Source organism: Streptomyces acidiscabies (assembly GCF_020010905.1).
Taxonomy (GTDB): Bacteria; Actinomycetota; Actinomycetes; order Streptomycetales; family Streptomycetaceae; genus Streptomyces; species Streptomyces acidiscabies.
In genome coordinates this window covers 4,038,231-4,062,752 of sequence record NZ_JAGJBY010000002.1, presented here as the reverse complement: position 1 = coordinate 4,062,752, position 24,522 = coordinate 4,038,231, and the positions used below count along the sequence as shown (strand labels likewise).

Sequence of the window (24,522 nt, the reverse complement as noted above, 5' to 3'; positions counted from 1 at the left end):
TCAGAGGGCCGCCGCGATCTCCGTGCCCTGCTTGATCGCCCGCTTCGCGTCCAGCTCTGCGGCGACGTCGGCGCCTCCGATCAGGTGCGGCGTACGGCCCGCCGCCAGCAGCGCGTCGTACAGGTCCCGGCGCGGTTCCTGGCCCGTGCACAGGACGACCGTGTCTACCTCCAGGACCGTGCTGTGGCCGTCGACGGTGATGTGGAGGCCGGTGTCGTCGATGCGGTCGTAGGTCGCGCCGGGGGTCATGGTGACGCCTCGGTGCTTGAGTTCGGTGCGGTGGATCCAGCCGGTGGTCTTGCCGAGGCCCGCGCCGACCTTGGTGTTCTTGCGCTGGAGGAGGTGGACCGTGCGGGGCGGGGTGGGGCGGTCGGGGGCGGTGAGGCCGCCGGGGGTGGTGTGGTCGAGGTCGACGCCCCAGGCGCGGAAGTAGGCCGCCGGGTTCTCGTGGGCCTTGTCGCCGCTGTCGGTGAGGTGTTCGGCGACGTCGAAGCCGATGCCGCCCGCGCCGAGGATCGCGACGCGGTCGCCGACGGGGGCGTCGTCGCGCAGGACGTCGAGGTAGCCGAGGACGCTGGGGTGGTCGACGCCCTCGATGTCGGGGAGGCGGGGGGTGACTCCGGTGGCGACCACGATCTCGTCGTACTCGGCCAAGTCACCTGCCTCGATGCGGGTGTTGAGGCGTACGTCGACCTGATGGGCCGTCAACTGGTGGCCGTAGTAGCGGATCGTCTCGTCGAACTCCTGCTTGCCGGGGACCTTGCGGGCGACGTTGAGCTGGCCGCCGATCTCGCTCGCGGCGTCGAACAGGGTGACGTGGTGGCCGCGTTGGGCGGCCGTGACCGCGCAGGCCAACCCCGCCGGTCCGGCGCCGACGACCGCGACGCGTTTACGCAGGCGGGTCGGGGACAGGGTCAGTTCGGTCTCGTGGCAGGCGCGGGGGTTGACCAGGCAGGAGGTGATCCTGCCGCTGAACGTGTGGTCCAGGCATGCCTGGTTGCAGCCGATGCAGGTGTTGATGGCCTCGGGGGTACCGGCGGCGGCCTTGTTCACGAACTCCGGGTCGGCGAGCATCGGGCGGGCCATCGAGACCATGTCGGCGGCGCCGTCGGCGAGCAACTCCTCGGCGAGTTCGGGGGTGTTGATGCGGTTGGTGGTGACGAGGGGGATCGTCACCTCGCCCATGAGCTTCTTCGTGACGAACGTGTACGCGCCGCGCGGCACCGACGTCGCGATGGTCGGGATACGGGCCTCGTGCCAGCCGATGCCGGTGTTGATGAGGGTGGCGCCGGCCGCCTCGACGGCCTTCGCGAGGGTGATGACCTCGTCGAAGGTGGAGCCGCCGGGGACGAGGTCGAGCATGGAGAGGCGGTAGACCAGGATGAAGTCCTCGCCGACGGCCTCGCGGACCCGCCGGACGATCTCGACGGGGAAGCGCATGCGGTTCTCGTACGGGCCGCCCCACTCGTCGGTGCGGTGATTGGTGGGCGCCGCGATGAACTCGTTGATGAGGTAGCCCTCGGAGCCCATGATCTCGACGCCGTCGTACCCGGCGGCGCGGGCGAGGCGTGCCGTGCGGACGTAGTCCTCGATGGTCTGCTCGACCTCGGCGGCGGTGAGTTCGCGGGGCGTGTGGGGGCTGATCGGGGCCTTCACCGCACTGGGGGCGACCAGGTCGGGGTGGTAGGCGTACCGGCCGAAGTGCAGGATCTGGAGGGCGATCCGGCCGCCCTCCGCGTGCACGGCGTCGGTGATCTGCCGGTGCTGGTCGGCTTCCTCGTCGGTGGTGAGTTTGGCGCCGCCGGGGTACGGGCGGCCCTCGTCGTTGGGGGCTATGCCGCCGGTGACGATGAGGCCCACTCCCCCGCGTGCGCGTTCCGCGTAGAAGGCGGCCATGCGCTCGAAGCCGCGCTCGGCCTCCTCCAGGCCGACGTGCATCGAGCCCATGAGGACGCGGTTGGGCAGCGTGGTGAAGCCCAGGTCGAGCGGGCTCAGCAGGTGCGGGTAGCGGCTCGGGCTCATGGCGTCCTCCTCCGGGGGGTGTGCCCTTCCGTTGTAGAGGGCCGGACGTCATTATGCAACTAGTTGCAAAAGAGTTCGCCGCGGGAGTGCCGGGCTCAGGCGCGTGCCGCCGTACGCCCGTGTCCCGCCCACGTCCGCGACGCCGCCGCCGCGATCCGGCGTACGTCCGCGCCCAGCCGTACGGTGTCGATGTGGCCCCGTCGGCCGGCGATGGACAGGGCCGCGACCAGGCGGCCCGCGCGGTCCAGGACGGGGGCGGCGACGCAGCTGAGGCCGGGGCGGCTCTCCTCGTCGTCGTAGGCGATGCCGGTGCGGCGGACGCGGTCGAGTTCGGCGCACAGGGCCGTGGGGTCGGTGATCGTGCGGGTGGTGAAGCGGTGCAGGGGGGTGACGGTGGCCCGGGCTGCGGCCTCCGCGTCGTAGGCGAGCATGACCTTGCCGACGGCGGTCGCGTGCGCGGGGAGCCGGCCGCCGACCCGCGAGGGGACGGGGGCCGGGCGGTGGCCGTACAGCTTGGCGAGGTAGACGACGTCCGTGCCGTGCAGGACCGCCAAGTGCGAGGTGTGGCGGGTGAGTTCGTACAGGTCCGTCAGGTGCGGGAGGAGGAGGTCGTGGACGTGCTCGTGGTCCGGGGCGTAGACCGAGCGGCCGAGCTGGTGCAGGCGCTCGCCGAGGCGGTAGTCCGTGCCGACGCGCTCCACGACGCCGTTGCGCTCCAGGGTGCCCAGCAGGCGGAACGCGGTGGACTTGCTGAGCTGTGCGCGGCGCGCGAGTTCGCTCACGCCGACGCCGCTGCTGCCCCGGTCGCCGAAGGCGGTGAGGAGGCTGATGGCCTTGTCGACGGCGGCCCGGTCGTCGCGCAGATCGGGAGCGGTGGTCATGGCGGTTCACCCCGGCTTCGAGGGATGGCGTCAATTTCATTGCACCATTCGGAATGCTTTACGTGACAAGCATGTCCAGTCGGGCTCCCGTCCGTCAACATTGACACCATGCACATTAAAAGTGACGGCCTCAAGCACGAGAACGAACTCGTCGCCCGCAACGTACGCCGGTTCCGGCTCGAACGCGCCATGTCCCTGGGGGAGTTGGCCCGCCGCTCCGGCCTCTCGAAGCAGACGCTCTCGAAGATCGAGCAGGGCTCCGGCAACCCCACGGTCGAGACGCTCTCCCTCCTCGGCGCCGCCCTCGACGTCCCGGCCCGCCGCCTCCTCACCGAGTGGGGCACGCCCGTGTACGTCCAGCGTCACGACGAGGGCGGCTGGACGACCGCCGGCAACTGGTCGGAACGGCTCCTCGACGAGGTGTACGGCTCCGGGTACGTCCGCACCCTGGTCCTGCGCCTCGAACGCGGGGCGGGCCAGCCCGAGCCCATCGCCCCGCACGCCCCCGGCACGCTCCACCACGTCTACGTCATCACCGGCAGACTCCGCACGGGCCCGCTCACCGAGCCGGTCGACCTCGCGGCCGGGGACTTCGCGCGCTTCCCCGGCGACATCCCGCACCGGCACATCTGTATGACGGACCGGGTCGTCGCCCACATGGTCACGACGTTGCCGCAGGTACGGCAGATCAGCCCGACGGTGCTGAAGGGCGGGTCGGCATGAAGTCCCCCGCCCAGCTGCGGACGCTCCTGCGCGAACTGGACGACCCCACGCACCTGGAGCTTCCCGCGGATCACGACCTGCCCGCCGCCCGGCACCGTTTCGAACGGCTCGGCGCGGCCCTGGAAGAGCGGTTCGGCCCGGCCGTGGTGACCGGCCTGGGGCAGGACGCGAGCTACCACGGGGTTGTCTCGGTCCCCGGCACGGACCGGCCCCTGTGGGTCCTGATGAGCAACTTCGGCCCCTTCGTCACCGCCGGCACCGGCCGGGACCGGGGTGTGCCGGGCTGCGAGCAGGGCTTGAGCGAAACGTTCGTGACCTGGCTCGACGTACTCTGTACGGAACTCGGGTGTGTGTACGTGCCCGTCGAACTGCTGCTGGAGCCGTACGACGGGCCCTCGCCCCTTGAGGACGGCTCCCTCCCCGGGGAGACACCGGACGGGGAGGACCTGCCACTGGCCTGGTGGGACCGTTATTTCCAGTACGTGTGACCCGCCTGTCGTCAGTTCACGGCGTGGCACGCTGGTGTCCGTTCGGTCGGGGCAGGAGGGGCTTGGATGAGTGTCGGGGACGATCTGGATGTGGCGGCGAAGGAATTCGTCGCAGTGCGGGGGCGGCTCTTCGGGATCGCCTACCGGGTGCTGGGGAGCACGGTGGAGGCCGAGGACGTCGTGCAGGAGGCGTGGGTGCGGTGGCAGGGGGTGCGGCGGTCCGAGGTCGCGGAGCCGGCCGCGTTCCTGACCACGGTGACCACCCGGCTCGCGATCAATGTCGCGCAGTCCGCGCGGGTACGGCGTGAGTCGTACGTCGGGACCTGGCTCCCGGAGCCGGTGAACACGGGGGCCGATCCGCAGGTGGGGGCGGAGCGGGCGGAGGCGCTGGATCTCGCGGTGCTGTTCCTGCTGGAGAAGCTGAACCCGGTGGAGCGGGCCGCCTATGTGCTGCGGGAGGCGTTCGACTATCCGTACCGGCGGGTCTCGGAGATCCTGGAGACCAGTGAGGCGAACGCGCGCCAGCTCGTGACGCGGGCGCGCAAGCACCTGGCCGCCGAACGCCGGGAGCCCGTCGGACGGGCCGAGCACCGGCGGCTCCTTGAGGTGTTCCTCGCGGCGGCGCGGGCCGGTGACCTGGCGGTACTGGAGGAGGTGCTGACGCAGGACGTGGTCAGTTACACCGACGGCAACGGTATGCGCGGCGCGTCGAGGATCCCGGTCGTCGGGCTCGTGCACGTCTCGCGGTACCTGGCCGCCTTCGCGCCGCGGTTCTGGCCGGGTACGGAGGTCCGCTGGGTGGAGGCGAACGGCCGCCCGGCGGCTCTCGTGTCGGAGGGCGGGTCCGCGAAGGTGCTGGTGTGCGCCGACGTGTCCGCGCGCGGCGTGGAGCGGCTCCTGTGGGTGATGAGCCCGGAGAAGCTGGCGCCGTACATGGCGTCGCTGTAGCGGGCTCATCGGCTCAAAGGTGGTCGCGAGGCTGGGCGAGCACGGGCACGAGGCGCTCGCCGCCTCGCCGGGCACGGGGTGGACACGCTGACCAGGGAGGGCCTGGCCGGGGCGCGTCCGTCGTGGTCGACGTGTCGAACTCGCCGTCGTTCGAGGACCGGGCGGCTCCAGGAGAGCGGCTACTTCCGTGCCAAGCAGGCGCAGGAGGAGCTGATCAGGGAGTCGGGTGCGTCGTACTCGATCGTCCGCGCGACGCAGTTCTTCGAGTTCGTGAACGCGATCGCCGCCGAGGCGACGGACGGCGATACGGTCCGGCTGGCCCCGGTGGGCATCCAGCCGGTCGCCTCGGACGACGTCGCGGCGGCCGTCGCCCGCACCGCCGTGAACGCTCCCGTGAACGCTCACGTCGAGGTCGCGGGCCCTGCTGTGTTCCGGCTCGACGAGCTGGTCCGTGAGGCGCTCGCGGCGCAGGGCGATCCCCGCACGGTCGTCACGTCCCCGGACGCGCGGTACTTCGGCACCGCGCTGGGGGAGACGACGCTGCTTCCGGGGCCGGACGCGCGGCTCGGTGAGGTGGCCTTCGGGGAGTGGGTGGCGCGGCAGCGGTAGGACTGCGCTTCAGCCGCCGATCAGTGCCGCCTGTCCTCCCAGGAAGCGGGCCAGTTCGTCCGGTGCGGAGTAGAACGGGGCGTGGTCGCAGGGGAGTTCGAGGTGGGTGCAGGCGTGGGTGGCGCATTCTCGTTGGGCTTCGGGGCGTACGGTCCGGTCCTCGGCGCAGATGATGTAGGCGCTGGGGACCGAGAGCCAGGCCGGGTTGTCGACGGGCTTGTGGGGGACGCGGCTTCGCATCGGGCGCCAGCGGGTTGCCGCCCTGTCGGCGTACGCGGCGGGGGTGCCGGAGTAGAGGGCTTCGCGGGCCTGCGGGAGGAGGGTGATCGTGCCGTCGGGTGACTCCTGGACCGCCGCGCGGAACGCCGGGTCGTTCCAGCGGGGGGTCAACTCCGCAGGGGACTCGCCCGGTTGGGGCATGCGCGCCGCGATGTACACCAGGCGGTCCGCCTCGTGGCCGGCCGCCGAGACCGGGAGGCCGCCGTAGCTGTGGGCGACCAGGAGGACAGGGCCGTACAGGGTTCCTTCGCGTACGGCGGTGCGGACGGCCTGCGTGTCGTCCTCGAAGGACGTCAGGGGGAGGTCTACCGCCGCTGTGCGTACGGCCGTCGGGGCGAGGCGGGTCCTCACCTCGTCCCAGCACCAGGCGCCGTGGTGGGCGCCGTGCACGAACAGGACGTACGGCGTCACGGGTGGTCTCCCGGAGCGGGGGGCACGGGGCGGTTGTTGAGGTCCACCGAGAGGAAGATGTCGTTCGCCACGGGGGTGCGCATCTCCTCGGCGAGCTGGCCGATGAGTCCCGCTGTGCGGGCCAGCAGGGCGAAGCCGCGCAGGAGTTGGATGGGGAGGTCGAGGTCGGCCAGGGCGGCTCCGCAGACTCCGGCGCCGTTCAGGGGGAGGGTCTTGCCGAGGATCTGGGGGTGGGTGCGGCCGATCGCGGCGAAGAGGGCCAGGTGGGGGCCGAACTGGCCTTCCTCCTCGGCGATCTGCATCAGGCGGGGGGTGCGGGGGTCGCCGTCCTTGTGGACGTGGTGGCCCAGGCCGGGGACGAAGCGGCCCGCCGCTTTCTGCGCGCGTACGGTGTCCAGGGCCAGCGCGTCCCACTCGTCCTCGGTCCACGGGAGGTCGCCTTCGTGGCGTTCCAGGACGTCGTGCAGGAAGGCGCCGGTGTCCTCGGTGACGCCGAGGAAGCGCGAGCCGCCGCCCAACAGGCCTGCCGCCAGGGCGCCTTGGATCGAGTCCGGGGCGGAGAGGTAGGTGAGGCGGGTGACGATCGCGGTGGGGGTGAAACCGTGGTCGGCGAGGGCGGCGAGGACGGCTTCGAAGACGCGGGTCTGGCCGGGCGTGGGGCGGCGCTGGGTGGCGAGACGGTAGGCGAGCTCGCCGAAGCCGACGGTGCCCATGATGTCGTCGGCGAGGTTTTCACCGAGAAGGGTGATGGAGGTGCGGGAGGAGGCGCCCAGGGCGGTGGGGTAGGTGGGTGCCGTGAGGTGAGGTGCGGGCGTTGCGTCAGTCACGGCTCTCCCCTTCCGGCCCCGCCAGCCACTTCCTCAACTCCGGCCCGTGCTCGTCCAGTTCCGGCGGCGGCAGCTCGTACCGGGCCGGTGTCGTCGAGAAGCTGATGGGGTGCCGTGCCATGGGCACCGCCCGCTCTCCCTCCCCCACCTCCACGATCGGGTCGAGCCCGAAGCGTTCCGCCATCGCGAACCCCCCGTCGATGGTGTTGATCGGCGCGGCGGGCACCCCGGCCGCGACGAGCGCCTCGAACCACTCGGTCGCGCCGCGCGTGGCGAGCCGTTCGACGAGCAGCGGGCGGAGTTCCTCGCGGCGCGCGGTGCGGTCCTTGTTGTGGGCGAAGCGGGGGTCGTCGGCGGTCTCGGGGATGCCGAGGACGTCGCACAGGCGCCGGAACTGGCCGTCGTTGGCGGCGGCGACGATCAGATCGCGGTCGGCGGTGGGGAAGGGTTCGTACGGGAAGACGCTGGGGTGCGCGTTGCCCATCCGGTAGGGCACGGTGCCGCCGGCGACGTACGCGGAACTGTGGTTGACCAGCCCGGACAGGGCCGAGGAGAGGAGGTTGACCTCGACGTGCTGGCCCGCGCCGGTCGCGTCGCGGTGGCGCAGCGCGGCGAGGATGCCGATCGCGGCGTGGTTCCCGGCCATCACGTCGAACACGGAGATCCCGGCGCGGAACGGCTCCCCCTCGGGGTCGCCGGTGAGGCTCATCAGTCCGGAGATCGCCTGGACCATCAGGTCGTACCCGGGGACGTGGGAGCCCGCGCCGGGCCCGAAGCCGGTGATGGACGCGTAGACGACGCCGGGGTTGGCGGCGCTGACGGCGCCGAAGTCCAGGCCGTACTTGGCGAGGGTGCCGGGCTTGAAGTTCTCGATCAGCACGTCGGCACGGCGGGCGAGTTCACGGGCCGCCTCGGCGTCCTGGTCGGTGCGCAGGTCGAGTGCGAGGGAGCGCTTGCCCCGGTTGATGCCGAGGTAGTACGTCGAGGTCGTGCCGCGCGTGGGCGGCATCCAGCTGCGGGTCTCGTCCCCGGCGGGCGCCTCGACCTTGATCACCTCGGCGCCGAGGTCGGCGAGCAGCATGGTGGCGTACGGGCCCGCCAGCACCCGGGAGAAGTCGGCGACCAGCAGCCCCGACAGGGGGCCGCCGCTCTGGCCCGACGGTGTCGGTATCTCCATGGAACCTTCCCTCCGACCGCACAGCGGACATCTGTCCGTTGACTTGGGATTGTGGCACGCCGGGCCCCTTCACGGCGAGCCCCCTTGCGGGCCGGTCAGCTCTGGACGGCGGCCACCGCACGCGGCACGGCCGTCAGGCGGGCGAAGTCGCCGCTGATGTCCCCGGCGGTCTGGAGCAGGAGCGGCAGATGTCTGTCCCGCAGGTCGGCGAGGGACGTCTCGGCCGCGTGCGCGTTGACGTTGATCGCCGCGACGACCTTGCCCTCGCCGTCCCGCAGCGGCACGGCGACCGAGCGGATGCCGAGCGCGAGGTCCTCGTCGGCCAGCGCCCAGCCCTGCGCGCGGACCTCGCGCAGTACGGCGTCCCGCTCGCCGGCGTCGGGCCGCCACAGGGGGGTGAGCCCGGAGCGCGTGGGCTCGGCGAGCGCCTTGTCGAGCCGCTCCGGCTCCAGCGCGGCCAGCAGGACCTTGCCGAGCGAGGTCTGGAGGGCGGGGAAACGGGTGCCGATCCGTACGGAGAGGGTGACGATCTTCGGTACGGCGACCCGCGCGACGTACACGATGTCGCCACCGTCGAGCTGGGCGACCGAGCAGGACTCGTTCGTCCGCGCGACCAGGCGTTCCATGTGCGGGCGGGCGACGTCCCACAGGCCCAGCGAGCCGACGTACGCCATGCCGAGGTCCAGGACGCGGGGGGTGAGGGAGTAGCCCCGGTCGCAGGAGCGGACGTAGCCGAGTTCCTCCAGGGTGAGGAGGATGCGGCGGGCCGTGGGGCGGGCGAGGCCGGTCGCGGTCGCCACCTCGGAGAGGGACATGTCGGGTCGCTGGGGGGCGAAGGCGGTGATGACCTCCAGCCCTCGGGCCAGCGCTTCGATGAAATCAGGCCCGGTGCCCGTACGCGGCATCTGCCGCCCCTCTCGGATCGCTCGACTGGAGCGTCCAGATTACGCCGCCTGTCCGCCCCCCGGCCCGCCATCCGGCAGATGGTCACGGTTTCCTCCGCAAGGGTTGACGCTGAGGGTTTCGCGTATCAAGGTTGCCAGCATTGACCGCACAGCGGACAGATGTCCGCGCTTGACCTCTCCGAAGGAGAGTCGACGATGGCTCAGCCCTCCACCCTGCCCTCGCGCCTGCACCACAACGCCTACGTCACCCAGGACCAGGAGGCGACCCGCGCCTTCTACGAGGACGTCATCGGCCTTCCGCTCATCGCGACCTGGAAGGAGTCCGACGAACTCTTCGGCGCGGTCCGCACGTACTGCCACACCTTCTACGGCCTCGGCGACGGCAGTGCCCTCGCGTTCTTCCAGTTCGCCGACCCCGAGGACCAGAAGCAGTTCGGCCCCGAGATGCCGCACTCCCCCTTCCAGCACATCGCGCTGAAGGTCACGGAGGAGGTCCAGAACGCGATCGCCGGCCGTCTGGAGAAGGCGGGCTGGCGCCCGGACGAGACGTACGTCCTGGAACACGGCTACTGCCGCTCCCTCTACACCAGCGACCCCAACGGCCTCCTCCTGGAGTTCACCCTCGACGCCCCGGGCATCGAGGAGAGCGACGAGCAGCGCCGCCGGACCGCTCGCGCGGAGCTGGCGTCGTGGCTGAACGGGGAGCACACGAGCAACAACACGTACCGCTGAGCCGGGAGTCGGGGGTCACGGCACCGACGGCCCGCTGATCCGCTTCCCCTGCTCGTCGTACGGCCAGGCGTTGGGGACGCAGCCCTTGAGGCCCTTGATCTGCTGCATCATCGCCGGGGCGGGGGCGCCTGCGGCCGGGCAGGTCTCGTGGCCGTGGCCGAGGAAGTGGCCGACCTCGTGGTTGACGATGAGGGCGCGGTAGGCGGGGATGTCGTCGGCGTAGTACTGGGTTCCGGTGAGCCAGCGTTCGAGGTTGACCATGACCTTGTGGGCGACGCTGCAGTTCAGGTCGCCGTGGGTGTCGAGGCCGTACTCCGCGCAGGCCGTGTCGACCGTGCCCGGGGTGGCGATACGGACGACGAAGTCGGTGGGGCCGGTGGAGACGCGGCGGAAGGACGAGGTGCCGTCGGCGGTCCAGCCCCGGCGGTCGGCGAGGACCTGTTCGACCTCGTCGGCCGTGTCGCCCAAGGGGAGGTCGATGCCTTTCTCGATCTCCACCTTGTAGCGCAACGGGGTTCCCTTGCCTGCCTGTTGGCCGGTTCCCGGGGCGGTGGTGTAGGCGCCTGTGCCGTGCTTCGGGATCTCGGGAGGGGAGGGCGACGGGGTGGGCGTTGGGGTGGGTGTCGCACTCGGGGACGACTCGGGGCTCGGTTCCGGGCTCGGGGGTGAACTCCGCTGCGGGGAGGGGGAGTTCGAGGGCCGGGCCGAGGTCGTCATGGAGGCGTCCTGTGACTGCCAGGCCGCGAGCGCCCCTATCGCGCCGACGGCCGCAAGGACCGCGAGGGCCGTCGGCAGCAGGGGGCGCCGGCGCGGGGCGCGGCGACGACGGCGGCGGGGTGCGGGAGTTCGGTGCGGTGTCACGGGGGTTCACCGTGCTGGGGTTATGTGATCGAGCCTGGCCCATTTGGTCACGAAGCGATAACGGGTGTTTAATCCGGTGACCTGTTGATCGTTTGCTGGCGGTTACTGAACCAATGTCACGAGTACTTCTGATCGAGGACGACCGGGCGGTCCGCGAGGGCGTCGCACTGGGGCTGCGCCGACAGGGCCACGACGTGTGCGCCGTACCGACCGGCGAGGAGGGGCTGGCCCAACTCCGGGTGTTCCGGCCGGACATCGTCGTCCTCGATCTGATGCTGCCGGGCATGCCGGGACTTGAGGTGTGCGCGGGCATCCGGGCGGTCGACGAGACGCTGCCGATCATCATGGCGACCGCGCGGGGCGACGAGGTGGACATCGTGGTCGGCCTGGAGGTCGGCGCCGACGACTACGTGGTGAAGCCGGTCACCGCGCGTGTCCTGGACGCCCGCATCAGGGCCGTACTGCGCCGGGCGGGCGGCGGCACGGGGCTGCCCGCGCTCGACACGTTCGGGGAACTGACCGTCGACCGCGCCGGGGTGACCGTCACGCTCGCCGGTACGGCGGTCGCGCTCGCGCCCTCCGAGATGCGGCTGCTGCTGACGCTCTCCGCGTCGCCGGGCCAGGTGTTCAGCCGCCAGCAGTTGCTGGAGGCGGTGTGGGAGCACGACTTCCACGGGGACGCCCGTCTGGTGGACGCCTGCGTCAAGCGCCTGCGCACCAAGCTGGCCGAGCCGCCGCGCGCCCCCCGTTTCATCCACACCGTGCGCGGCTTCGGCTACCGCTTCACCGCCGACCGGTGAACCGCCCTTTCCGCGGCCTGCGTTCACGCCTGATCGTCGCGTTCGTCCTCGTCGCCGCCGTCACCGCGACCGCGACCGGCGCGCTGACCCTGCGCGAGGCCCGCACCGGCATCCTCCAGCAGAGCCAGGACGCGGTGATCCGCCAGCTCCGCAGCCACGTCGGCCAGGAGGCGCCGAACCTCCCGTACCCGCCCGACCGGGCCGACTTGCAGCGGTTCGCCGAGAACATCAAGGCCAACGACGGGAGTTGGCGCGTCCTCGCCGAGTACCGGGGTGTCGGTGCGGGCGACCGGCTCGACGAACTCACGCCCGGCATACGGAAGTCGGTGGCGAACAGCCGCGCGACCGTCTTCCAGCGCGTGCGGGGCGACGGCCGCACCACGCTCCTGGTCGGCATGTCGGTCACCTTCACCGACCCGAGCGGCACCGCCTCCGGCGTCCACGTCTACCTCGCCGTCCCGCAGACCGTCGAGCAGGCGTACGTCGACGCCCTGGTCACCGGCGTCCAACGCGCCATGCTGGGCGCCCTGTTGCTCGCGGTGGCGCTCGCGCTGTTCGCGGCGCGCGGGGTGCTGGTGCCGGTGCGGGCGCTGCGTCAGGCGACCCGGCGGATCGCCGAGGGGCGGCTCGACACGCGGCTCGCGGTGAACGGTTCCGACGAACTCGCCGACCTGTCCCACACGTTCAACGAGACGGCCGCCGCGCTGGAGGGGTCGGTGGCGGAGCTGCGGGAGCTGGAGGCGCGGGCGCGCCGCTTCGCCGCCGACGTCTCGCACGAGCTGCGGACGCCGCTCGCCGCGATGTCCGCGGTGACCGACGTCCTCGACGAGGACGCGGCCGGGCTCGACCCGGACACGGCGACCGCCGTCCGGCTGATCAGCGAGGAGACCGTCAAACTCGCCTCGCTCGTCGACGACTTGATGGAGATCTCCCGGTTCGACGCGGGCGCGGCGCAGGTGCACCGGGACGAGATCGACCTCGCCGAGTCGATCCGGCGCACGCTCGGTGCACGCGGGTGGACGGACGCCGTGGCGGTTCAACTCCCGTACGCGGTACGGGCGGACGTCGATCCTCGGCGCGTCGACGTCGTCGTCGCCAACCTCGTCGGCAACGCGCTCAAGCACGGGGGCCGTCCGGTGACCGTGCGGCTGACCGCCGCCGGGGGCACGGCAGTTGTCGAGGTGCGGGACAGCGGGCCCGGTATCCCCGAAGACGTTCTGCCGCACGTCTTCGACCGGTTCTACAAGTCGGACTCCGCGCGCGCCCGTTCGGAGGGCAGCGGGCTCGGGCTCGCGATCACCGCCGAGAACGTCCGCGTCCACGGCGGTACGGTGCGCGCGGCCAACCACCCCGACGGCGGCGCCGTCTTCACCGTCGTCCTGCCTCTCACCGCTCCGGAGCAGCCATGAACACCGGCCGCCGCGCCGCCCCGACGCTCGTCGCGCTCCTCGCGCTGTCCTCCTGCGGCATCCCGGCGACCGGGGTCATCGAGGCGGGCGACCCGGCGAGCGGGATCGCGCCGGTCACGGCCGTCTACTACGTACGCGACGGCGCCCTGAGTGCCGTCCTACGGCCGACCGAACTCCCCGGCGATCCCGACGACGCGCTGTCGCTGCTGCTGACCCTGCCGCCGCCGGGCGAAGGCTTCATCACCCACGTGAAGCCCCTGCCCACCGCCGCGCCGGACTCACCGGAACGGGCGCCGCAGACCCCCGCCGTCTCGGCGGACGGCGACGCCCTGACCGTCCGACTCCCGGACCGGATGCGGCAGTTGACCGGCCTGGCGATCGGCCAGGTGGTGTGCACGGTCGCCGCCGCACGGCGGATCGAAGCACCGCACCTCTCCGTGGTGACGGTCCAACTGCTCGCAGGAGAGGAGCAGTTGGCGCGCCAGACGGATGAACGCTGTCCCAGCCCTAGACTCCCTGAAGGCGCCAGACCTGGTTCCGCTTCCCCGGCAGCGCGCTCGCCGCGTCGCACGTCCACTGGTTGACCTTCGCCCCGGAAGCGGTGGACACGCCGCTCACGTCGACGCACTTCCCGCTGTGCACGGCGACGAGTTGGTAGTCCTTGGCGTTGCCCAGCGCGCTGACGGGTCGCAGCGTGAACATCTGGTTGGTGGCGCCGTTGCAGCCGTACTGCTGGACGGCCGCACCGTCGGCGGTGGAAGCACCGGCGACCTCCAGGCACTTGCCGCTCAACTCGTCGACCACGGTGTAGGTGTTGGCGCGTCCGGCGACCGGCTTGAGGTCCAGCATCTGCTGGTACCCGCCCTCGCAGGGGTACTGCTGGTACTGGGTGCCGTCGCCGGTGGACAGGTTCGTGTCGTCCAGGCACTGGCCGCTGTGCTGGACGACCGCGACGGTCGAGATCGTCGTGTTGGACGGCGGCAGCAGCGTCACGGTGTAGCCGTCGGCCGCGTCGGTCCAAGGCACGTTCACCGACGCCGAGTTGCCGTTGACGGTGAGCTGCTGGTCGGAGACGGTGACGGGGCCGGTGACCGCGCCGCCCCCGTTGTTCGGGACGCGCTGGACGATCGCGCGGACGCGGCCGTTCTCGACGAGGGACGTGGTGTCGAGGCGGCCCAGACTCACCGTGACGTTCCCGGTGTTGCCGTTGCTTCCGAGGAGGATCTTCGCGTTGCGGGCGGCGTTGTCCTTGGTGGCGACGGCGTCGGTGTTCGAACCCGGCGTGACCTTTACGATGTTGCCGGTCTGCGAGCCGTAGTACCGGTACAGGAACCACTCCCCCAGCGGCAGATACTGGGTCCCGGACTTCGTCAGCAGCCGCGCCGCGAAGTCGTGGAGGTTCGCGCCGCCCGCCCAGTTGGCGCGCAGCCCGTCCGCGCCGGCGCGCTCCAGGCGGGAGATGTACCAGCCGCCGCGCCCGGGGTTCTGCTCGTTGCTCGCGGCGTACTCGTTGACCTGGAACGGGCGGCTCGTCGTCATCGAGCGGGCCGACAGCTTGGCCCGCAGGGAGTTGCCGTCGGCGACCGGGTCGCCGGGGAGGTTGTGCCAACTGTAGATGTCCGGCTGGACGTTGTTCGCCTTCACGTAGTCGAGGTACGTGTTCCACCAGGTGTTGCCCGGGTCCGGGTGGCCGCAGGTGCTCGCGCCGACGATGACGGCGCCGGGGATCGCCGTACGGATCTTCTGGTAGGCGCGTTTCCACATCTCCAGGTACTGGGGCTGGCCCGAGCCCCAGAAGAACGAGCAGTCGGGCTCGTTCCAGATGTCCCACTGCACGTCGGTGGCGCCGGCCGCCTTTATGTCGGTCAGGAGGCGGTTGTAGAAGGCATCGAAGCTGGACCAGTTGCCGCCGTCTCCGGGGAAGGTGGGCGTCGTCGTTCCGTCGGCGCCCCAGATGTCGTGCGGGAGGATGACGAAGGTGCCGCCGAGGGACTTGGTGCGGCGGTACTGGGCGAGGGTGGAGTTCCAGCGGCGGTCGTACTTGCCCGCGGCCCAGCCGCCGGGGCGGTCGAGCTGGGCGCCGCCCGCCCGCATGAACTTCCACTTGATGTCCTGGTAGAAGTGGTCCGGCGGGAGGGTGCCGTTCTCGGTCAGGCCGTAGAGGGTGCCGGAGGCGCGGTAGGTGGGGGCGCCGCCCGCTGTGGCGAAGTCGACGGTGACGGTGGTGTCGGCGGCTCGGACTGGAACGGCGGGGAGTGCGAGGGCGAGGAGTGTGGCGAGTGCGGTGGCGGCGAGTGGGGTGCGGGGCACGGGCATGGCGGGACTCCCTCTCTCTGCGTAGCGGTACTGGATGCTGCGTAGCGGTACTGGATGCTGCACAGCCGTACTGGGTGCTGCACAGCCGTACTGGATGGTCATGGTCATGACACACACGAAAGTGGACCGCCGGCCTGCGCCGGCCCGAGAGCCGCCCCTCAGACAGGCCCTGTACTCGCCCGCAGCGAGATCGGCGGCGTCAGGAAGTGATGGCGCGCGGGCACCTCGGCATCACCCAGCCGCTCGATGAGCAGCTCCACCGCCAGCCTCCCCATCTGCGCGGCCGGTACGTCGGCCGCGGTGAGCTGCGGCGTCACCGTCTCCGCCCAGCGCGCCGCGACGATCCCGGTGACCGAGAAATCGCGCGGGACATGGCGTCCGGCGTGCGCGAGGCCCCGGTAGATCCCGCCCAGGGATGCCTCGTTGAGCGTGACGAGCGCGGTCGTCGCGGGATCGTCGTACAGGATCCGCTCCAGGCACGCCTCCCCGGACGCGGCGTCGTCGCCGCAGCAGTACGAACGGGCCGTCAGACCCCGTTCGGCGGCGGCCTTCGTGAAGCCCTCCAAGCCCCGGTGCGCGGACTCGTAGCCGGTGCGCAGGAGGTGTTCGGGGCGGTTGACCAGGGCGATACGGCGGTGGCCGAGGTCGGCGAGGTGGTGGACGCAGGCCGCCGCGAGGGTCGCGTGGTCGAGCGCCACCCACCAGTCGCGCTCCGGGCTGGCGGTACGGCCGATGGTGACGGCCGGGAAGTCGAGGGCGGCGAGGTGGCCGACCCGGTCGTCCTCCAGCCTGATCTCCATGAGGATCACGCCGTCAACTCGGCGTTCCCCCAGCAGGCGCCGGAAGGAGCGGTCGCTGTCCGCGCCTCCCGGGGAGAGCAGGACGTCGTAGTCGTGGGCGGCGGCTGCCTCGACGACGCTGCCGATGAAATCGAGCTGCATGCCGGTGTAGTGGTCGCCTGCGGGCGGGAAAGCGAGGCCGATCGTGCTCGTACGACCGTTGGCCAGCGCCCGCGCGCTCGCGTTCGGGCGGTAGCCCAGCTCGTCGATCACGCGCTGGATCTTGCGGCGGGTGTCGTCGGAGACGGGGCGCTTGCCGCTGAGGGCGTACGAGACGGTGCTCCGGGAGACACCGGCCCGGCGGGCGATCTCACCGATGTTCACGGGGCTCCTCCGTCTGGGTCGAACCGGTTCGCGTGAGGGAAGTTAGAAGCGACGGGGAGTGCTGTCAATGCCTCGCGCGCAGATGCTCGAACCGGTTCACACCGGGACGGTATTAAATGCGTCGACATCCCGCTTCCCCCCTCGGCAGAGTGGTCGTCCATGACGAGCAGCGAGTTGTGGGGCCGTGCCACCGCCGAACGTTACGACGCCGAGGAGACCGAGATGTCCTCGGCCCGTGTCCTCGGGCCGACCCTCGACTTCCTTGCCGAACTCGCCGGGGACGGGCGGGCGTTGGAGTTCGCGATCGGGACCGGGCGGGTGGGGGTGCCGTTGCGGGAGCGGGGTGTGCCGGTCGCCGGGATCGAGTTCTCCGAGCACATGGCGAGGGTGCTGCGGCGGAAGGTCGACGAGGAGACGTTGCCGGTGGTCATGGGGGACATGGCCGGCGCCGTCGTCCCCGGGGAGTTCAGCCTGGTGTACCTCGTCTACAACACGATCACCAACCTCCTCACGCAGGACGAGCAGGTCGAGTGTTTCCGCAACGCCGCCCGGCATCTCGCGCCCGGCGGGCGGTTCGTCATCGAGTTGGGCGTGCCGCCGCTGCGGTTCCTGCCGCCGGGGCAGGTCGCCGTACCGTTCGACGTGTCGGAGCGGCATCTCGGGTTCGACACCTTCGAGTTGGCCGAGCAGATCCTCGTCTCGCATCATCTGACGCGGGAGGAGGACGGCAGTTATCGCCGTGGCGCCTCCCGGCACCGGTACGCGTGGCCGGCGGAGCTGGACCTGATGGCGCGGATCGCCGGGCTGGAGCTGGAGCGGCGGGTCGGGGACTGGGGTGGGGAGCCGTTCACGGACGCTTCCGCCAAGCATGTCTCGGTGTGGCGCAAGCCGGTCTGACGGACCGGGTTCTGGCTCCGGCTCCTTCACCCCCGAGGCGGCCCCGCGTCCACGACCCTCATCGACAGCTCCAGCGGGTCGAAGTGGATCAGCGACTCCAGCCACCAGGTCGCACCGGCCTCGGCGAGCCCCTTGAGGTCGACGTCCTTGTCCTCCTCCCACGCGGGACTCGCGTTGCCGCGTACGGCGATGTCGAACGGCCGGTCGGCCGGGAGGCCCGCGTCGCGCAGAGCCTGGCGGATGCCGGCGACCTCGTCCGGGGTGAGTTCGTGGTCCTCGGGGTTCGGGAAGATGCCGTCGCAGCCGGCGGCCCGGCGGATCACCCGTGGGTGGTTCGTGGAGCTGGCCATCCAGACCGGGATGCGGTACGGCTCCGGCTCCGTGGCCGCGAGGTTCACCCGGTAGTGCCGGCCGGCGTGTTCGATGGCCTCGCCGTCCCACATCGCCCGCATCAGTCCGAGCCCCTCGGTCAGCATCGACGCGCGGGTGGCCAGGTCGGCGGCGGGTTCCCCGAAGCCGCTGAAGTCGCCGGACTCGTCGACACCCACTCCCGTACCGACGACGAGCCGTCCCCGGGAGAGCCGGCTGACGGTGGACGCGTGCCGTGCGACCGTCCAGGGCCGGCGCCGGGCGAGCGGTGTGACGGCCGGGCCGAGCAGCAGGGTTCCGGTGGCCTGCGCGATGGCCGCGAGCGTGGTCCAGGTGTCGGCGATCGGCATCGCCTCGCTGACGACGTGGTCCCACAGGAACACCCCGTCCCACCCGGCGGCCTCCGCGCGCACCGCCAGCTCGACGAGAGTGTTGGGGTCGCCGAACGGGCCGAACGGCGGCAGGTAGATGCCGAAGCGCAAGTTCACGGGAACCCTCTCCAGAGTCGGCCAGTTGTACGGGGGTCGGCCGGACCGGCGTACATATGATCCGACGGCCCGCCGCCCACCCTGACATCCGTCAGGACCGCACCCCCCGTCCCCCTCCCTAATCTTCGAGTCGTCTCCGATCCCCGACCAGGAAGAGACGGCCCCCCATGCGCCTGCTCCGTCCCACCCTCGCCACAGCCGCCGCCCTGTGCGCACTCACCACCGGCGTCCTCGTCGCCCAGCCCGCGCGGCCCGCGAGCGCGGCGGCCTCGGACTGCACGGGTGGTGCGCGCGGCTTCCGCGACCACCCGGACAACGCCGAGGGCGACACCGCCAAGCCGCGTGACTTCTCCGTCGGCAACGTCCGGTTCACGCTGGAGAAGGGCGCGTACGTCGGTCAGCAGATCGCGTTCGGCAAGATCAGCGGCGAGACCCGGCCCGGCGACAACGTGTGGATGGACTGGCGCGCGGACGGCTGGGACAACACGAACGCCGTGTCGCCGTGGCTCCAGTGCGGGCCGTTCACCGTCCGCTCGGCCGGGCAGAGCCTGACCACCCCGTTCAAGCGCACCAGCACCGACCCCAACTACCAGTTCCGGGTGTGCGGTTCGCTGATCTCCGACGGCGTGGTCCGCTGCTCCCAGTGGTGGTAACCGCTCCCCCCTCCCCTCCCTCCACGAAAGACATGCCCATGCGCAGAATCCTCCACGGCGCCGCCGCACTGGCCCTCGCCACGGCCGCCGTCCTGACCGGCACGACCCAGGCCCAGGCCGAGGGCGGCACGTGGGACGGCTGCCCGTACGGCGCCGTCTGCATCTACCCGGAGAACGTGACCCCGGCGAACAACCCGAACCCGAGCCACATCTTCTACTCGTACGGCTTCCACCCGATCTACAACCAGTTCGGCAACCACTGGGTGTTCAACAACCAGTACGACGGCGCCCTCGTCGAACTGTGCGAGTCGGTCAACGGCGACTGCCACGACTCGATCCCCCCGCAGGAGGGCTGGTACGTCGACCTCACCCCGCTCAACTCCCTCAACCTCAGGGAGCATTACCTTTGACGTCCTCTCCTCCCTGATGGGGAGGGGATTTCTGGCTCAGGCCGCCTCCGGGAGCAGCGCCCCCGCAGGTCTTACGCCCTCGACACCAGCCGAGGTGAGAACAGCCCGGACGAGCATGACGCGGGCGGAGTTCTTGTCCCTGGGGGACGAGGCTCCGCACGCGGTGCAAGTGTAGGTACGTTCCGAAAGAGGAAGTGCGTGCTTGGTTCTCGCTCCGCACGAAGCGCAATCCATCGTGGTGTACGCGGGATTGACAAGGCGGATGTCCCGCCCGTGCTTGCGGCCTATCTCGACCAGGGCCGTCTTCGTGGCACCGATCGCCGCGTCGGCCGCTTTGCGGGCCATGGTGGTCTTCGCGAGGAACTTCGGCCGGAAGTCCTCGACAGCGACAGCATCGTGGTCGCGGACAACCCTCTTCGCCCACTTGCGGGCCGTGTCCTGCCGCTGCCGGGCGATCTTCGCGTACGTCTTCGCCCGCCACCTCTTCGCCTCTCGATACCCCTTCGGCGCCGCCTGCCCCTTCTTCGGTCTGCGCCGGGCCATCATCCGGTCGTACCGGGCCAGCTTCCCCTGAGCCTTCTGCCCGTGCTGGCGGTGGGGGAGGTCGTGGGCGTCGGACGTGGTGGTGGCGATCTCTCTGACCCCCCAGTCCACGCCGAGCACACAGCCCGTACCAGGGAGCGGCTGGGCTTCGGTGGCGACGACGAACGAGGCATACCAGTGCCCCACCGCGTCCCGGTACACCCGTACCGACGAAGGCACGGACGGGAGTTCACGCGACCACACCACGGTAAGGATGATGCCGCCCGCGAGATGCAGACGGCCGTCCTTCAACCGGAACCCACGCTGCGTGTAGTTCAGTGTGGGCAGCGCCTCACGCTTCTTCTTGTGCCGGGGTATGCCCGCACGCTGTCGCATCGGCAGGCGCTTCTCGATGTCCTTCAATGCCTTGGTGCGGGATTTCGCGAAGTCGCGGATGATCTGCTGCTGCGGCACCGAAGCACCCTCGCGGAGCCACGCCGTGCAGGCTCGGGCAGCGGTCAGCATCTTGTCGAGCTGTGCCGGGCCGCACGTCAGCCCGCTCTCGGGGTGCGCCCGGTTATGGGCGTGCACAGCACGGGACTTGGCCACGCACTCGTTCCACACCCACCGGCACCGGTCCCACTCGGCGAGAAGAGCGGCGCGGGCGGTCGACGACACACGAAGCCGGTAGGTGTACCGGGCGCACCCCGCACCCTCCGAAGCCTGTTTCAGTGTCGCCACGGTGTCAATTTACCACTTAAGTTGCAGCAGTGGACCACTAACATAAGGTCATGAATGAAGAGAAACGCATCACCCTCCGCCTGCCCGCCGACCTGCATGAGTGGCTGGTCGCACAGGCCAAGTCCGCCCGCAGGTCACTCAACTCCGAGATCGTGCACCGGCTGGAGGTCCAACACGACACCGCCGCGGCAGACTCCTGATCGCCTCCGCAAGCGAGAGGTGCCACCGTCCCGGCCCGAAGGCCAGGGCGGCTTCGGAGGAACCCGATGAAGCGTCGTCTCCTCGCGGTCGCCGCCGCGCTGCTGCTCGTCGGTGGTGCGGCGGGGTCCGCCACCGCCGCCGGTTCCGCGCCTGCCGCCGTCGCGTCCGTCCAGGTGCCGAGCGGGGTCACCGCCGGGGTCGCCGTGTTCGACCGGCAGACCGGTGCCTTCACCGAACAGGTCGACGCGAGCGCCCAGTTCCGGTCCGCGTCGGTCGTCAAGCTGCTTCTCGCGCTGGACTTCCTGTGGAACCGGGGTCCCGACTACACCGTGCCCGCCGCCGACCGGGCACGGCTGGAGCCGATGCTGCGCAGCAGCAACGACGACACGGCCAACTACTACTGGTCGACGTACGGCGGTTCGGCGATCGTCAACCGGATGGTCAGCCGTCTCGGGCTCCAGGACACGGCGCCGCCGCCCGCCGGCTACGAGGGCTACTGGGGTTACACCGCGATCTCGGCCCGCGACACGGTGGCGATCTACCGCTACCTCCTGGACTCGGCGCCCGCGCCCGTGCGCGACTTCGTGATGGGCAACCTGCGCCAGTCCACCCGCTGTGCCTCCGACGGCTTCGACCAGCACTTCGGCATCGCCGGGGCGTTCGACAAACCGTGGGCGGTGAAGCAGGGCTGGGCCGGATCGTCGTACCCGGAAGGCACCTGCACCAACGCGACGGCGGCTCCGGCCTCCACGCGGGTGACCGCCGCCGCCGTCGACCTGACGCGTCCCGCGCTGCACAGCACGGGAACCGTCGGCGCGGGCGACCGTTCCATCGTCGCCGTGTACACGCTGCACCCGGTCGGCACGTCGTACGGCAAGGCGTACACGGACATCGGGCGGCTGACGCGCTCGCTGAACGTGCCGGGTGCGACGCGCCCCGGGGGCTGGTGGTACGGCACCTGGAGCGAGCACGTCAACGTCCGCCGGGACCCGTCGACGGGCAACGCCCCGATGACGCAGCTCCCGGCCGGCGTCGAGGTGCTGATCGGCTGCCAGAAGCGGGGACAGGAGGTGCAGGTGCCGCCGTACACGAACGACTGGTGGGCCTACCTGCCCCAGTACGGCGGCTGGATCTCCAACATCTACGTCAGTTCGCCCGACAACCGGATCCCGGGCGTCAGGGAGTGCTGACCGAGTAGTCGGCGAGGTGGCGGAGCACCTTGTCCACGTGCGGCTGTACGCGCGCGGGGACGCCACCCTCGTCGATGACGGTGCGGTCGCTCGTGCGCCAGCCGGCGGCGATCAGCGCGGGCAGGTCACCTACGGGGAGACGGGCCTGCTTGAACTGCTGGTCGAGCCAGCAGGTGTACAGGCTCATCGTGGCGATCGCGTCGGGCGGCGACAAGTAATCCTTGTCGCCGTCCCCGTCGCCGTCCACCGCCCAGGCCCGGAACACCGACGGCGTCCACATGGCGATGCCGTACTCCTCGGAGGCCGGGCGGGAGGCGTGCACGTCGAAGTCGCTCTCCGTCTTGATCATGGCGGCGAGGAACGCGGGCGTGATCTCCGGGTCGGAGCAGCGTTTCGCGGCGTTGACGATGACCGGGCGCAGAGCTTGCGGTACGTCGGAGTCCTCCCGGATGCTGCCGATGACCTCGGCGGGAGCCGTACGGCCGGAGTCGTCCCGTCCGCTGTCGCCTTTGGCTATCGCGAACCCTGCGACGGCCGTGACCACAGCGAGCGCCGCTGCGGCGTACGGCAGGAAGCGGCGCCGGCGGGGTGTACCGGCCAGCCCCTCGACCCGTTCCGCGAGGCTCGCGGCGGTGTGCTTCAGGCGTGACTCGTGGTCCGGCGCGAGGCAGTCGGCCACGATCCGGCGCCAGTTCTCGTCAAACCCGGCGTCCAGCCGCAGCGGCGTCGTCCCGCGCGCGTACGCCTGCGCGGCCAGCGAACGGGCTCGCGCCGTGGCGCCGGGGAAGGGGTGCAGGCCGCCGGTGAGGACCTGGTGGGCGAGGACGCCGAACGCCCAGATGTCGGCGGTCGTCCGGACGACGGCCCCCTCCGCGCCGGTGCGCTGGGACCACCACTCCGGCGGCAGGTGGTCGAGGGTGCCCAGCGGGGGCATGTGGGCGTGGGTGCCGTCGAGTTCCGCGGCCAGTCCGAAGTCCGCGAGCCAGACCTCGCCGTCCGCGCCCAGCAGGACGTTCGCCGGCTTGAGGTCGCCGTGCACCCAGCCCTCGCCGTGCATGTGCGCGAGCCCGGCGAGGACTCCGCGCAGGATCCGTACGGGGTCGGGGACGCCGCCTGTGTTCAGCACCTCGCCCAGGCTTTCCTCCGCGCGGTCCATGACGAGCGCTATCGCGCCGTCCAGGGCGGGGAGGTCGGGGGCGTCGACCGTGCGGACCGCGTGGGTGCGGACGAGGTGGGGGTGGTCCGCCTCGGCGCTGAAGCGGACCTCGCGGGCCACGAGGTCGCCCAGGGCGGTGCGTTGGTTGGGGGCGAGGGTGTTGGTGGGGAGGATCTTCACGGCGGCGGGGGTGCCGTCGGTGACCGCGCGGGCGTCGTAGACGGTGCCCCAGGCTCCGGAGCCGATGACGCCGGTGAGCTGCCAGTCGGCGATGCGGAAGCCGGTGGGGAGGGTGGGGGGTGTGAGGGGTGCGCGCGGGGTGGCTAGGCCGGCGAAGTCGGGCGTGTCGCCGGAGTCGCCGGAGCGGCGCGGGGTGGCGGGGCTCGCGAAGTCGGGTGCGTCGCCGGAGCCGGTTGAGCCGGCCGAGTCGTACGGGCCGTCCGGGGCGCCGGAGCTGCCCGAGCCGGCCAAGTCGTCCGAGTCTCCCAAGTCCCCTGATTCCCTTGAGCTTGAGTCCTTTGAGAAGGTCACGCCCCGGCCCCCTTCCGTGACGGCAGCAGCGCCAAGTGTTCCTCCCGTACCAGCCCGAACCGCAGCGCGAGGGACGCGAGCCGCGCCCGCTTCGCCCCCGTCCGCCCGCCGTCCCCGCCGGGTTCCTCCCCGACGTCCAGCCGGAGTTTCGCGAACGCCAGGTAGTCGATGTGGTAGTTGACGGCGGACCGGGTGAGCCCCCGGCAGCTGTCCAACGGCCGCAGCCGCTCGGCGATGTCCCCGGCCCCCGGCAGTGCGCTGTCCGCGGGGTCCCGCAGCCGCGGCTCGCAGAGCGCGACCAGTACGAGGAAGTACTTGGCGGTCGCGTCGAGGGCGTACGGATGGACCGTCAACTCCCCCGCGCCCGGCGTCGACCGCTCGTCCAGGTACGCGTGCTGCGGCGCGAAGACCTTGAAGTCGGCGGTGCCGCCGAGCGAGGGCAGCACGACCCGCGAGAACTCGAACGGCACCGGCGCGCCGAGCCGGCCGGGCGCGACGGTGAGGTACTCGCCCGCGCCCTCCAGGTTCTCCACCACGTACGCCGTGTCCCGGCTGAAGTTCGACAGCCGCCAGTAGTCCTCGGCCGCCTCAAGTCGCCCCGCCCGCCGGGAGATTCCGGGGTCGCGCAGGACGATCGGCACATCGCCGCGCCCGAACTCGGCGACATCGCCCGGCCCCATGCGCAGCAGCGCGGGTTTGGTTTTGTCGACGCCGTCCGCCCGTGCCGGACCGGGCGGCTGGACGATGATCGTTTCCATGCCGGCTCCCCCCGATGTGTTCACCAGATTGTAGGGACGGCGCCGGTCGCCGTCC

At 71.3% G+C, this 24,522-nt stretch carries 25 protein-coding genes and 1 pseudogene; 13 read left to right on the top strand and 13 right to left on the bottom strand.

The window, feature by feature from the left end; all coding sequences use genetic code 11:
* On the bottom strand, positions 1 to 2,022 hold the full coding sequence (locus J8M50_RS44305; protein ID WP_010357179.1) for an NADPH-dependent 2,4-dienoyl-CoA reductase: 2,022 nt from the start codon (positions 2,020 to 2,022) through the stop codon (positions 1 to 3).
* A gap of 95 nt (positions 2,023 to 2,117) precedes the next feature.
* Positions 2,118 to 2,903, bottom strand: coding sequence for an IclR family transcriptional regulator (locus J8M50_RS44300; RefSeq protein ID WP_010357178.1), 786 nt, complete (start codon positions 2,901 to 2,903; stop codon positions 2,118 to 2,120).
* A 108-nt stretch (positions 2,904 to 3,011) separates the two neighbouring features.
* Here J8M50_RS44300 and J8M50_RS44295 point away from each other — a divergent pair, with 108 nt between their 5' ends.
* The 4 genes and pseudogenes from J8M50_RS44295 to J8M50_RS44280 all read left to right on the top strand — a co-directional run bounded on the left by J8M50_RS44295 (position 3,012) and on the right by J8M50_RS44280 (position 5,671).
* Complete coding sequence (locus J8M50_RS44295; protein WP_010357177.1) at positions 3,012 to 3,626, top strand: helix-turn-helix domain-containing protein; 615 nt, start codon at positions 3,012 to 3,014, stop codon at positions 3,624 to 3,626.
* A complete protein-coding gene (locus J8M50_RS44290; protein WP_010357176.1) occupies positions 3,623 to 4,114 on the top strand; it encodes a hypothetical protein in 492 nt (163 codons plus the stop codon). The genes J8M50_RS44295 and J8M50_RS44290 overlap by 4 nt, the downstream gene beginning before the upstream one ends.
* A gap of 66 nt (positions 4,115 to 4,180) precedes the next feature.
* Complete coding sequence (locus J8M50_RS44285; RefSeq protein ID WP_010357175.1) at positions 4,181 to 5,062, top strand: RNA polymerase sigma-70 factor; 882 nt, start codon at positions 4,181 to 4,183, stop codon at positions 5,060 to 5,062.
* A gap of 7 nt (positions 5,063 to 5,069) precedes the next feature.
* Positions 5,070 to 5,671, top strand: a pseudogene (locus tag J8M50_RS44280) (SDR family oxidoreductase).
* A gap of 9 nt (positions 5,672 to 5,680) precedes the next feature.
* On the opposite strand, the gene J8M50_RS44275 reads toward J8M50_RS44280, so the two are convergent.
* From J8M50_RS44275 to J8M50_RS44260, 4 genes are all read right to left on the bottom strand, one after another.
* Positions 5,681 to 6,361, bottom strand: coding sequence for an alpha/beta fold hydrolase (locus tag J8M50_RS44275; protein ID WP_010357172.1), 681 nt, complete (start codon positions 6,359 to 6,361; stop codon positions 5,681 to 5,683).
* Complete coding sequence (locus tag J8M50_RS44270; protein ID WP_010357170.1) at positions 6,358 to 7,188, bottom strand: citryl-CoA lyase; 831 nt, start codon at positions 7,186 to 7,188, stop codon at positions 6,358 to 6,360. The genes J8M50_RS44275 and J8M50_RS44270 overlap by 4 nt, the downstream gene beginning before the upstream one ends.
* Positions 7,181 to 8,365, bottom strand: coding sequence for a CaiB/BaiF CoA transferase family protein (locus J8M50_RS44265; RefSeq protein WP_010357168.1), 1,185 nt, complete (start codon positions 8,363 to 8,365; stop codon positions 7,181 to 7,183). Before J8M50_RS44265 ends, J8M50_RS44270 begins: the two co-directional genes overlap by 8 nt.
* 95 nt (positions 8,366 to 8,460) lie before the next feature.
* A complete protein-coding gene (locus J8M50_RS44260) occupies positions 8,461 to 9,270 on the bottom strand; it encodes an IclR family transcriptional regulator domain-containing protein (RefSeq protein ID WP_010357166.1) in 810 nt (269 codons plus the stop codon).
* Between the two features lie 195 nt (positions 9,271 to 9,465).
* On the opposite strand from J8M50_RS44260, the gene J8M50_RS44255 reads away from it, so the two are divergent.
* The gene (locus tag J8M50_RS44255; RefSeq protein ID WP_010357165.1) at positions 9,466 to 10,002 is read left to right on the top strand and encodes a VOC family protein; all 537 of its coding nucleotides are present in this window, start codon (positions 9,466 to 9,468) and stop codon (positions 10,000 to 10,002) included.
* Positions 10,003 to 10,017: 15 nt separating this feature from the next.
* On the opposite strand, the gene J8M50_RS44250 is transcribed toward J8M50_RS44255, so the two are convergent.
* Positions 10,018 to 10,863, bottom strand: coding sequence for a DUF3152 domain-containing protein (locus tag J8M50_RS44250; protein WP_029184296.1), 846 nt, complete (start codon positions 10,861 to 10,863; stop codon positions 10,018 to 10,020).
* Between the two features lie 113 nt (positions 10,864 to 10,976).
* Between J8M50_RS44250 and J8M50_RS44245 the strand changes: the two genes are divergently transcribed.
* From J8M50_RS44245 to J8M50_RS44235, 3 genes are read left to right on the top strand one after another with little or no spacing between them, the layout of a single operon-like run.
* Complete coding sequence (locus J8M50_RS44245) at positions 10,977 to 11,663, top strand: response regulator (protein ID WP_010357160.1); 687 nt, start codon at positions 10,977 to 10,979, stop codon at positions 11,661 to 11,663.
* Positions 11,660 to 13,072, top strand: coding sequence for a sensor histidine kinase (locus J8M50_RS44240; protein ID WP_010357159.1), 1,413 nt, complete (start codon positions 11,660 to 11,662; stop codon positions 13,070 to 13,072). The genes J8M50_RS44245 and J8M50_RS44240 overlap by 4 nt, the downstream gene beginning before the upstream one ends.
* Positions 13,069 to 13,656 (top strand): hypothetical protein, encoded by a 588-nt coding sequence (locus J8M50_RS44235; protein WP_010357157.1) that lies wholly within the window; start codon positions 13,069 to 13,071, stop codon positions 13,654 to 13,656. The genes J8M50_RS44240 and J8M50_RS44235 overlap by 4 nt, the downstream gene beginning before the upstream one ends.
* Here the strand turns inward: J8M50_RS44235 and J8M50_RS44230 are convergent.
* Both J8M50_RS44230 and J8M50_RS44225 read right to left on the bottom strand, forming a co-directional pair.
* Positions 13,580 to 15,388 carry an RICIN domain-containing protein gene (locus J8M50_RS44230; RefSeq protein ID WP_010357156.1) on the bottom strand — a complete coding sequence of 603 codons (1,809 nt, stop codon included), beginning with the start codon at positions 15,386 to 15,388 and terminating at the stop codon, positions 13,580 to 13,582. The genes J8M50_RS44235 and J8M50_RS44230 overlap by 77 nt on opposite strands.
* A gap of 158 nt (positions 15,389 to 15,546) precedes the next feature.
* Positions 15,547 to 16,551, bottom strand: coding sequence for a LacI family DNA-binding transcriptional regulator (locus J8M50_RS44225; protein ID WP_010357155.1), 1,005 nt, complete (start codon positions 16,549 to 16,551; stop codon positions 15,547 to 15,549).
* Between the two features lie 159 nt (positions 16,552 to 16,710).
* Between J8M50_RS44225 and J8M50_RS44220 the strand changes: the two genes are divergently transcribed.
* Entirely contained in the window at positions 16,711 to 17,448 is a 738-nt protein-coding gene (locus tag J8M50_RS44220; RefSeq protein WP_010357154.1) for a class I SAM-dependent DNA methyltransferase, read from the top strand.
* A 26-nt stretch (positions 17,449 to 17,474) separates the two neighbouring features.
* Here the strand turns inward: J8M50_RS44220 and J8M50_RS44215 are convergent, their stop codons facing one another.
* On the bottom strand, positions 17,475 to 18,305 hold the full coding sequence (locus J8M50_RS44215; RefSeq protein WP_010357151.1) for an LLM class flavin-dependent oxidoreductase: 831 nt from the start codon (positions 18,303 to 18,305) through the stop codon (positions 17,475 to 17,477).
* A gap of 167 nt (positions 18,306 to 18,472) precedes the next feature.
* On the opposite strand from J8M50_RS44215, the gene J8M50_RS44210 reads away from it, so the two are divergent.
* Positions 18,473 to 18,958, top strand: a complete 486-nt coding sequence (locus tag J8M50_RS44210) for a hypothetical protein (RefSeq protein ID WP_010357150.1) — start codon at positions 18,473 to 18,475, stop codon at positions 18,956 to 18,958.
* 38 nt (positions 18,959 to 18,996) lie between these two features.
* Entirely contained in the window at positions 18,997 to 19,368 is a 372-nt protein-coding gene (locus J8M50_RS44205; RefSeq protein ID WP_010357149.1) for a hypothetical protein, read from the top strand.
* Between the two features lie 36 nt (positions 19,369 to 19,404).
* On the opposite strand, the gene J8M50_RS44200 is transcribed toward J8M50_RS44205, so the two are convergent.
* The gene (locus tag J8M50_RS44200) at positions 19,405 to 20,631 is read right to left on the bottom strand and encodes an RNA-guided endonuclease InsQ/TnpB family protein (protein WP_010357145.1); all 1,227 of its coding nucleotides are present in this window, start codon (positions 20,629 to 20,631) and stop codon (positions 19,405 to 19,407) included.
* A gap of 50 nt (positions 20,632 to 20,681) precedes the next feature.
* Here J8M50_RS44200 and J8M50_RS44195 point away from each other — a divergent pair, with 50 nt between their 5' ends.
* A complete protein-coding gene (locus J8M50_RS44195; RefSeq protein WP_029184294.1) occupies positions 20,682 to 20,831 on the top strand; it encodes an Arc family DNA-binding protein in 150 nt (49 codons plus the stop codon).
* Positions 20,832 to 20,897: 66 nt separating this feature from the next.
* Complete coding sequence (locus J8M50_RS44190) at positions 20,898 to 22,022, top strand: SH3 domain-containing protein (protein WP_010357143.1); 1,125 nt, start codon at positions 20,898 to 20,900, stop codon at positions 22,020 to 22,022.
* Here the strand turns inward: J8M50_RS44190 and J8M50_RS44185 are convergent.
* Together J8M50_RS44185 and J8M50_RS44180 are read right to left on the bottom strand one after the other, a co-directional pair.
* On the bottom strand, positions 22,009 to 23,667 hold the full coding sequence (locus tag J8M50_RS44185; RefSeq protein ID WP_256726359.1) for a serine/threonine-protein kinase: 1,659 nt from the start codon (positions 23,665 to 23,667) through the stop codon (positions 22,009 to 22,011). The two genes, J8M50_RS44190 and J8M50_RS44185, sit on opposite strands and share 14 nt — an antisense overlap.
* Positions 23,668 to 23,705: 38 nt before the next feature.
* A complete protein-coding gene (locus J8M50_RS44180) occupies positions 23,706 to 24,467 on the bottom strand; it encodes a hypothetical protein (protein WP_010357140.1) in 762 nt (253 codons plus the stop codon).
* Positions 24,468 to 24,522: the final 55 nt, after the last annotated feature.

Bases quoted from the DNA above. Each gene is read 5' to 3' on its own strand.
- J8M50_RS44305 (WP_010357179.1), bottom strand. From the start codon at position 2,022: ATGAGCCCGAGCCGCTACCCGCACCTGCTGAGCCCGCTCGACCTGGGC.
- J8M50_RS44300 (WP_010357178.1), bottom strand. From the start codon at position 2,903: ATGACCACCGCTCCCGATCTGCGCGACGACCGGGCCGCCGTCGACAAG.
- J8M50_RS44295 (WP_010357177.1), top strand. From the start codon at position 3,012: ATGCACATTAAAAGTGACGGCCTCAAGCACGAGAACGAACTCGTCGCC.
- J8M50_RS44290 (WP_010357176.1), top strand. From the start codon at position 3,623: ATGAAGTCCCCCGCCCAGCTGCGGACGCTCCTGCGCGAACTGGACGAC.
- J8M50_RS44285 (WP_010357175.1), top strand. From the start codon at position 4,181: ATGAGTGTCGGGGACGATCTGGATGTGGCGGCGAAGGAATTCGTCGCA.
- J8M50_RS44265 (WP_010357168.1), bottom strand. From the start codon at position 8,365: ATGGAGATACCGACACCGTCGGGCCAGAGCGGCGGCCCCCTGTCGGGG.
- J8M50_RS44260 (WP_010357166.1), bottom strand. From the start codon at position 9,270: ATGCCGCGTACGGGCACCGGGCCTGATTTCATCGAAGCGCTGGCCCGA.
- J8M50_RS44255 (WP_010357165.1), top strand. From the start codon at position 9,466: ATGGCTCAGCCCTCCACCCTGCCCTCGCGCCTGCACCACAACGCCTAC.
- J8M50_RS44245 (WP_010357160.1), top strand. From the start codon at position 10,977: ATGTCACGAGTACTTCTGATCGAGGACGACCGGGCGGTCCGCGAGGGC.
- J8M50_RS44235 (WP_010357157.1), top strand. From the start codon at position 13,069: ATGAACACCGGCCGCCGCGCCGCCCCGACGCTCGTCGCGCTCCTCGCG.
- J8M50_RS44230 (WP_010357156.1), bottom strand. From the start codon at position 15,388: ATGCCCGTGCCCCGCACCCCACTCGCCGCCACCGCACTCGCCACACTC.
- J8M50_RS44220 (WP_010357154.1), top strand. From the start codon at position 16,711: ATGACGAGCAGCGAGTTGTGGGGCCGTGCCACCGCCGAACGTTACGAC.
- J8M50_RS44210 (WP_010357150.1), top strand. From the start codon at position 18,473: ATGCGCCTGCTCCGTCCCACCCTCGCCACAGCCGCCGCCCTGTGCGCA.
- J8M50_RS44205 (WP_010357149.1), top strand. From the start codon at position 18,997: ATGCGCAGAATCCTCCACGGCGCCGCCGCACTGGCCCTCGCCACGGCC.
- J8M50_RS44195 (WP_029184294.1), top strand. From the start codon at position 20,682: ATGAATGAAGAGAAACGCATCACCCTCCGCCTGCCCGCCGACCTGCAT.
- J8M50_RS44190 (WP_010357143.1), top strand. From the start codon at position 20,898: ATGAAGCGTCGTCTCCTCGCGGTCGCCGCCGCGCTGCTGCTCGTCGGT.
- J8M50_RS44180 (WP_010357140.1), bottom strand. From the start codon at position 24,467: ATGGAAACGATCATCGTCCAGCCGCCCGGTCCGGCACGGGCGGACGGC.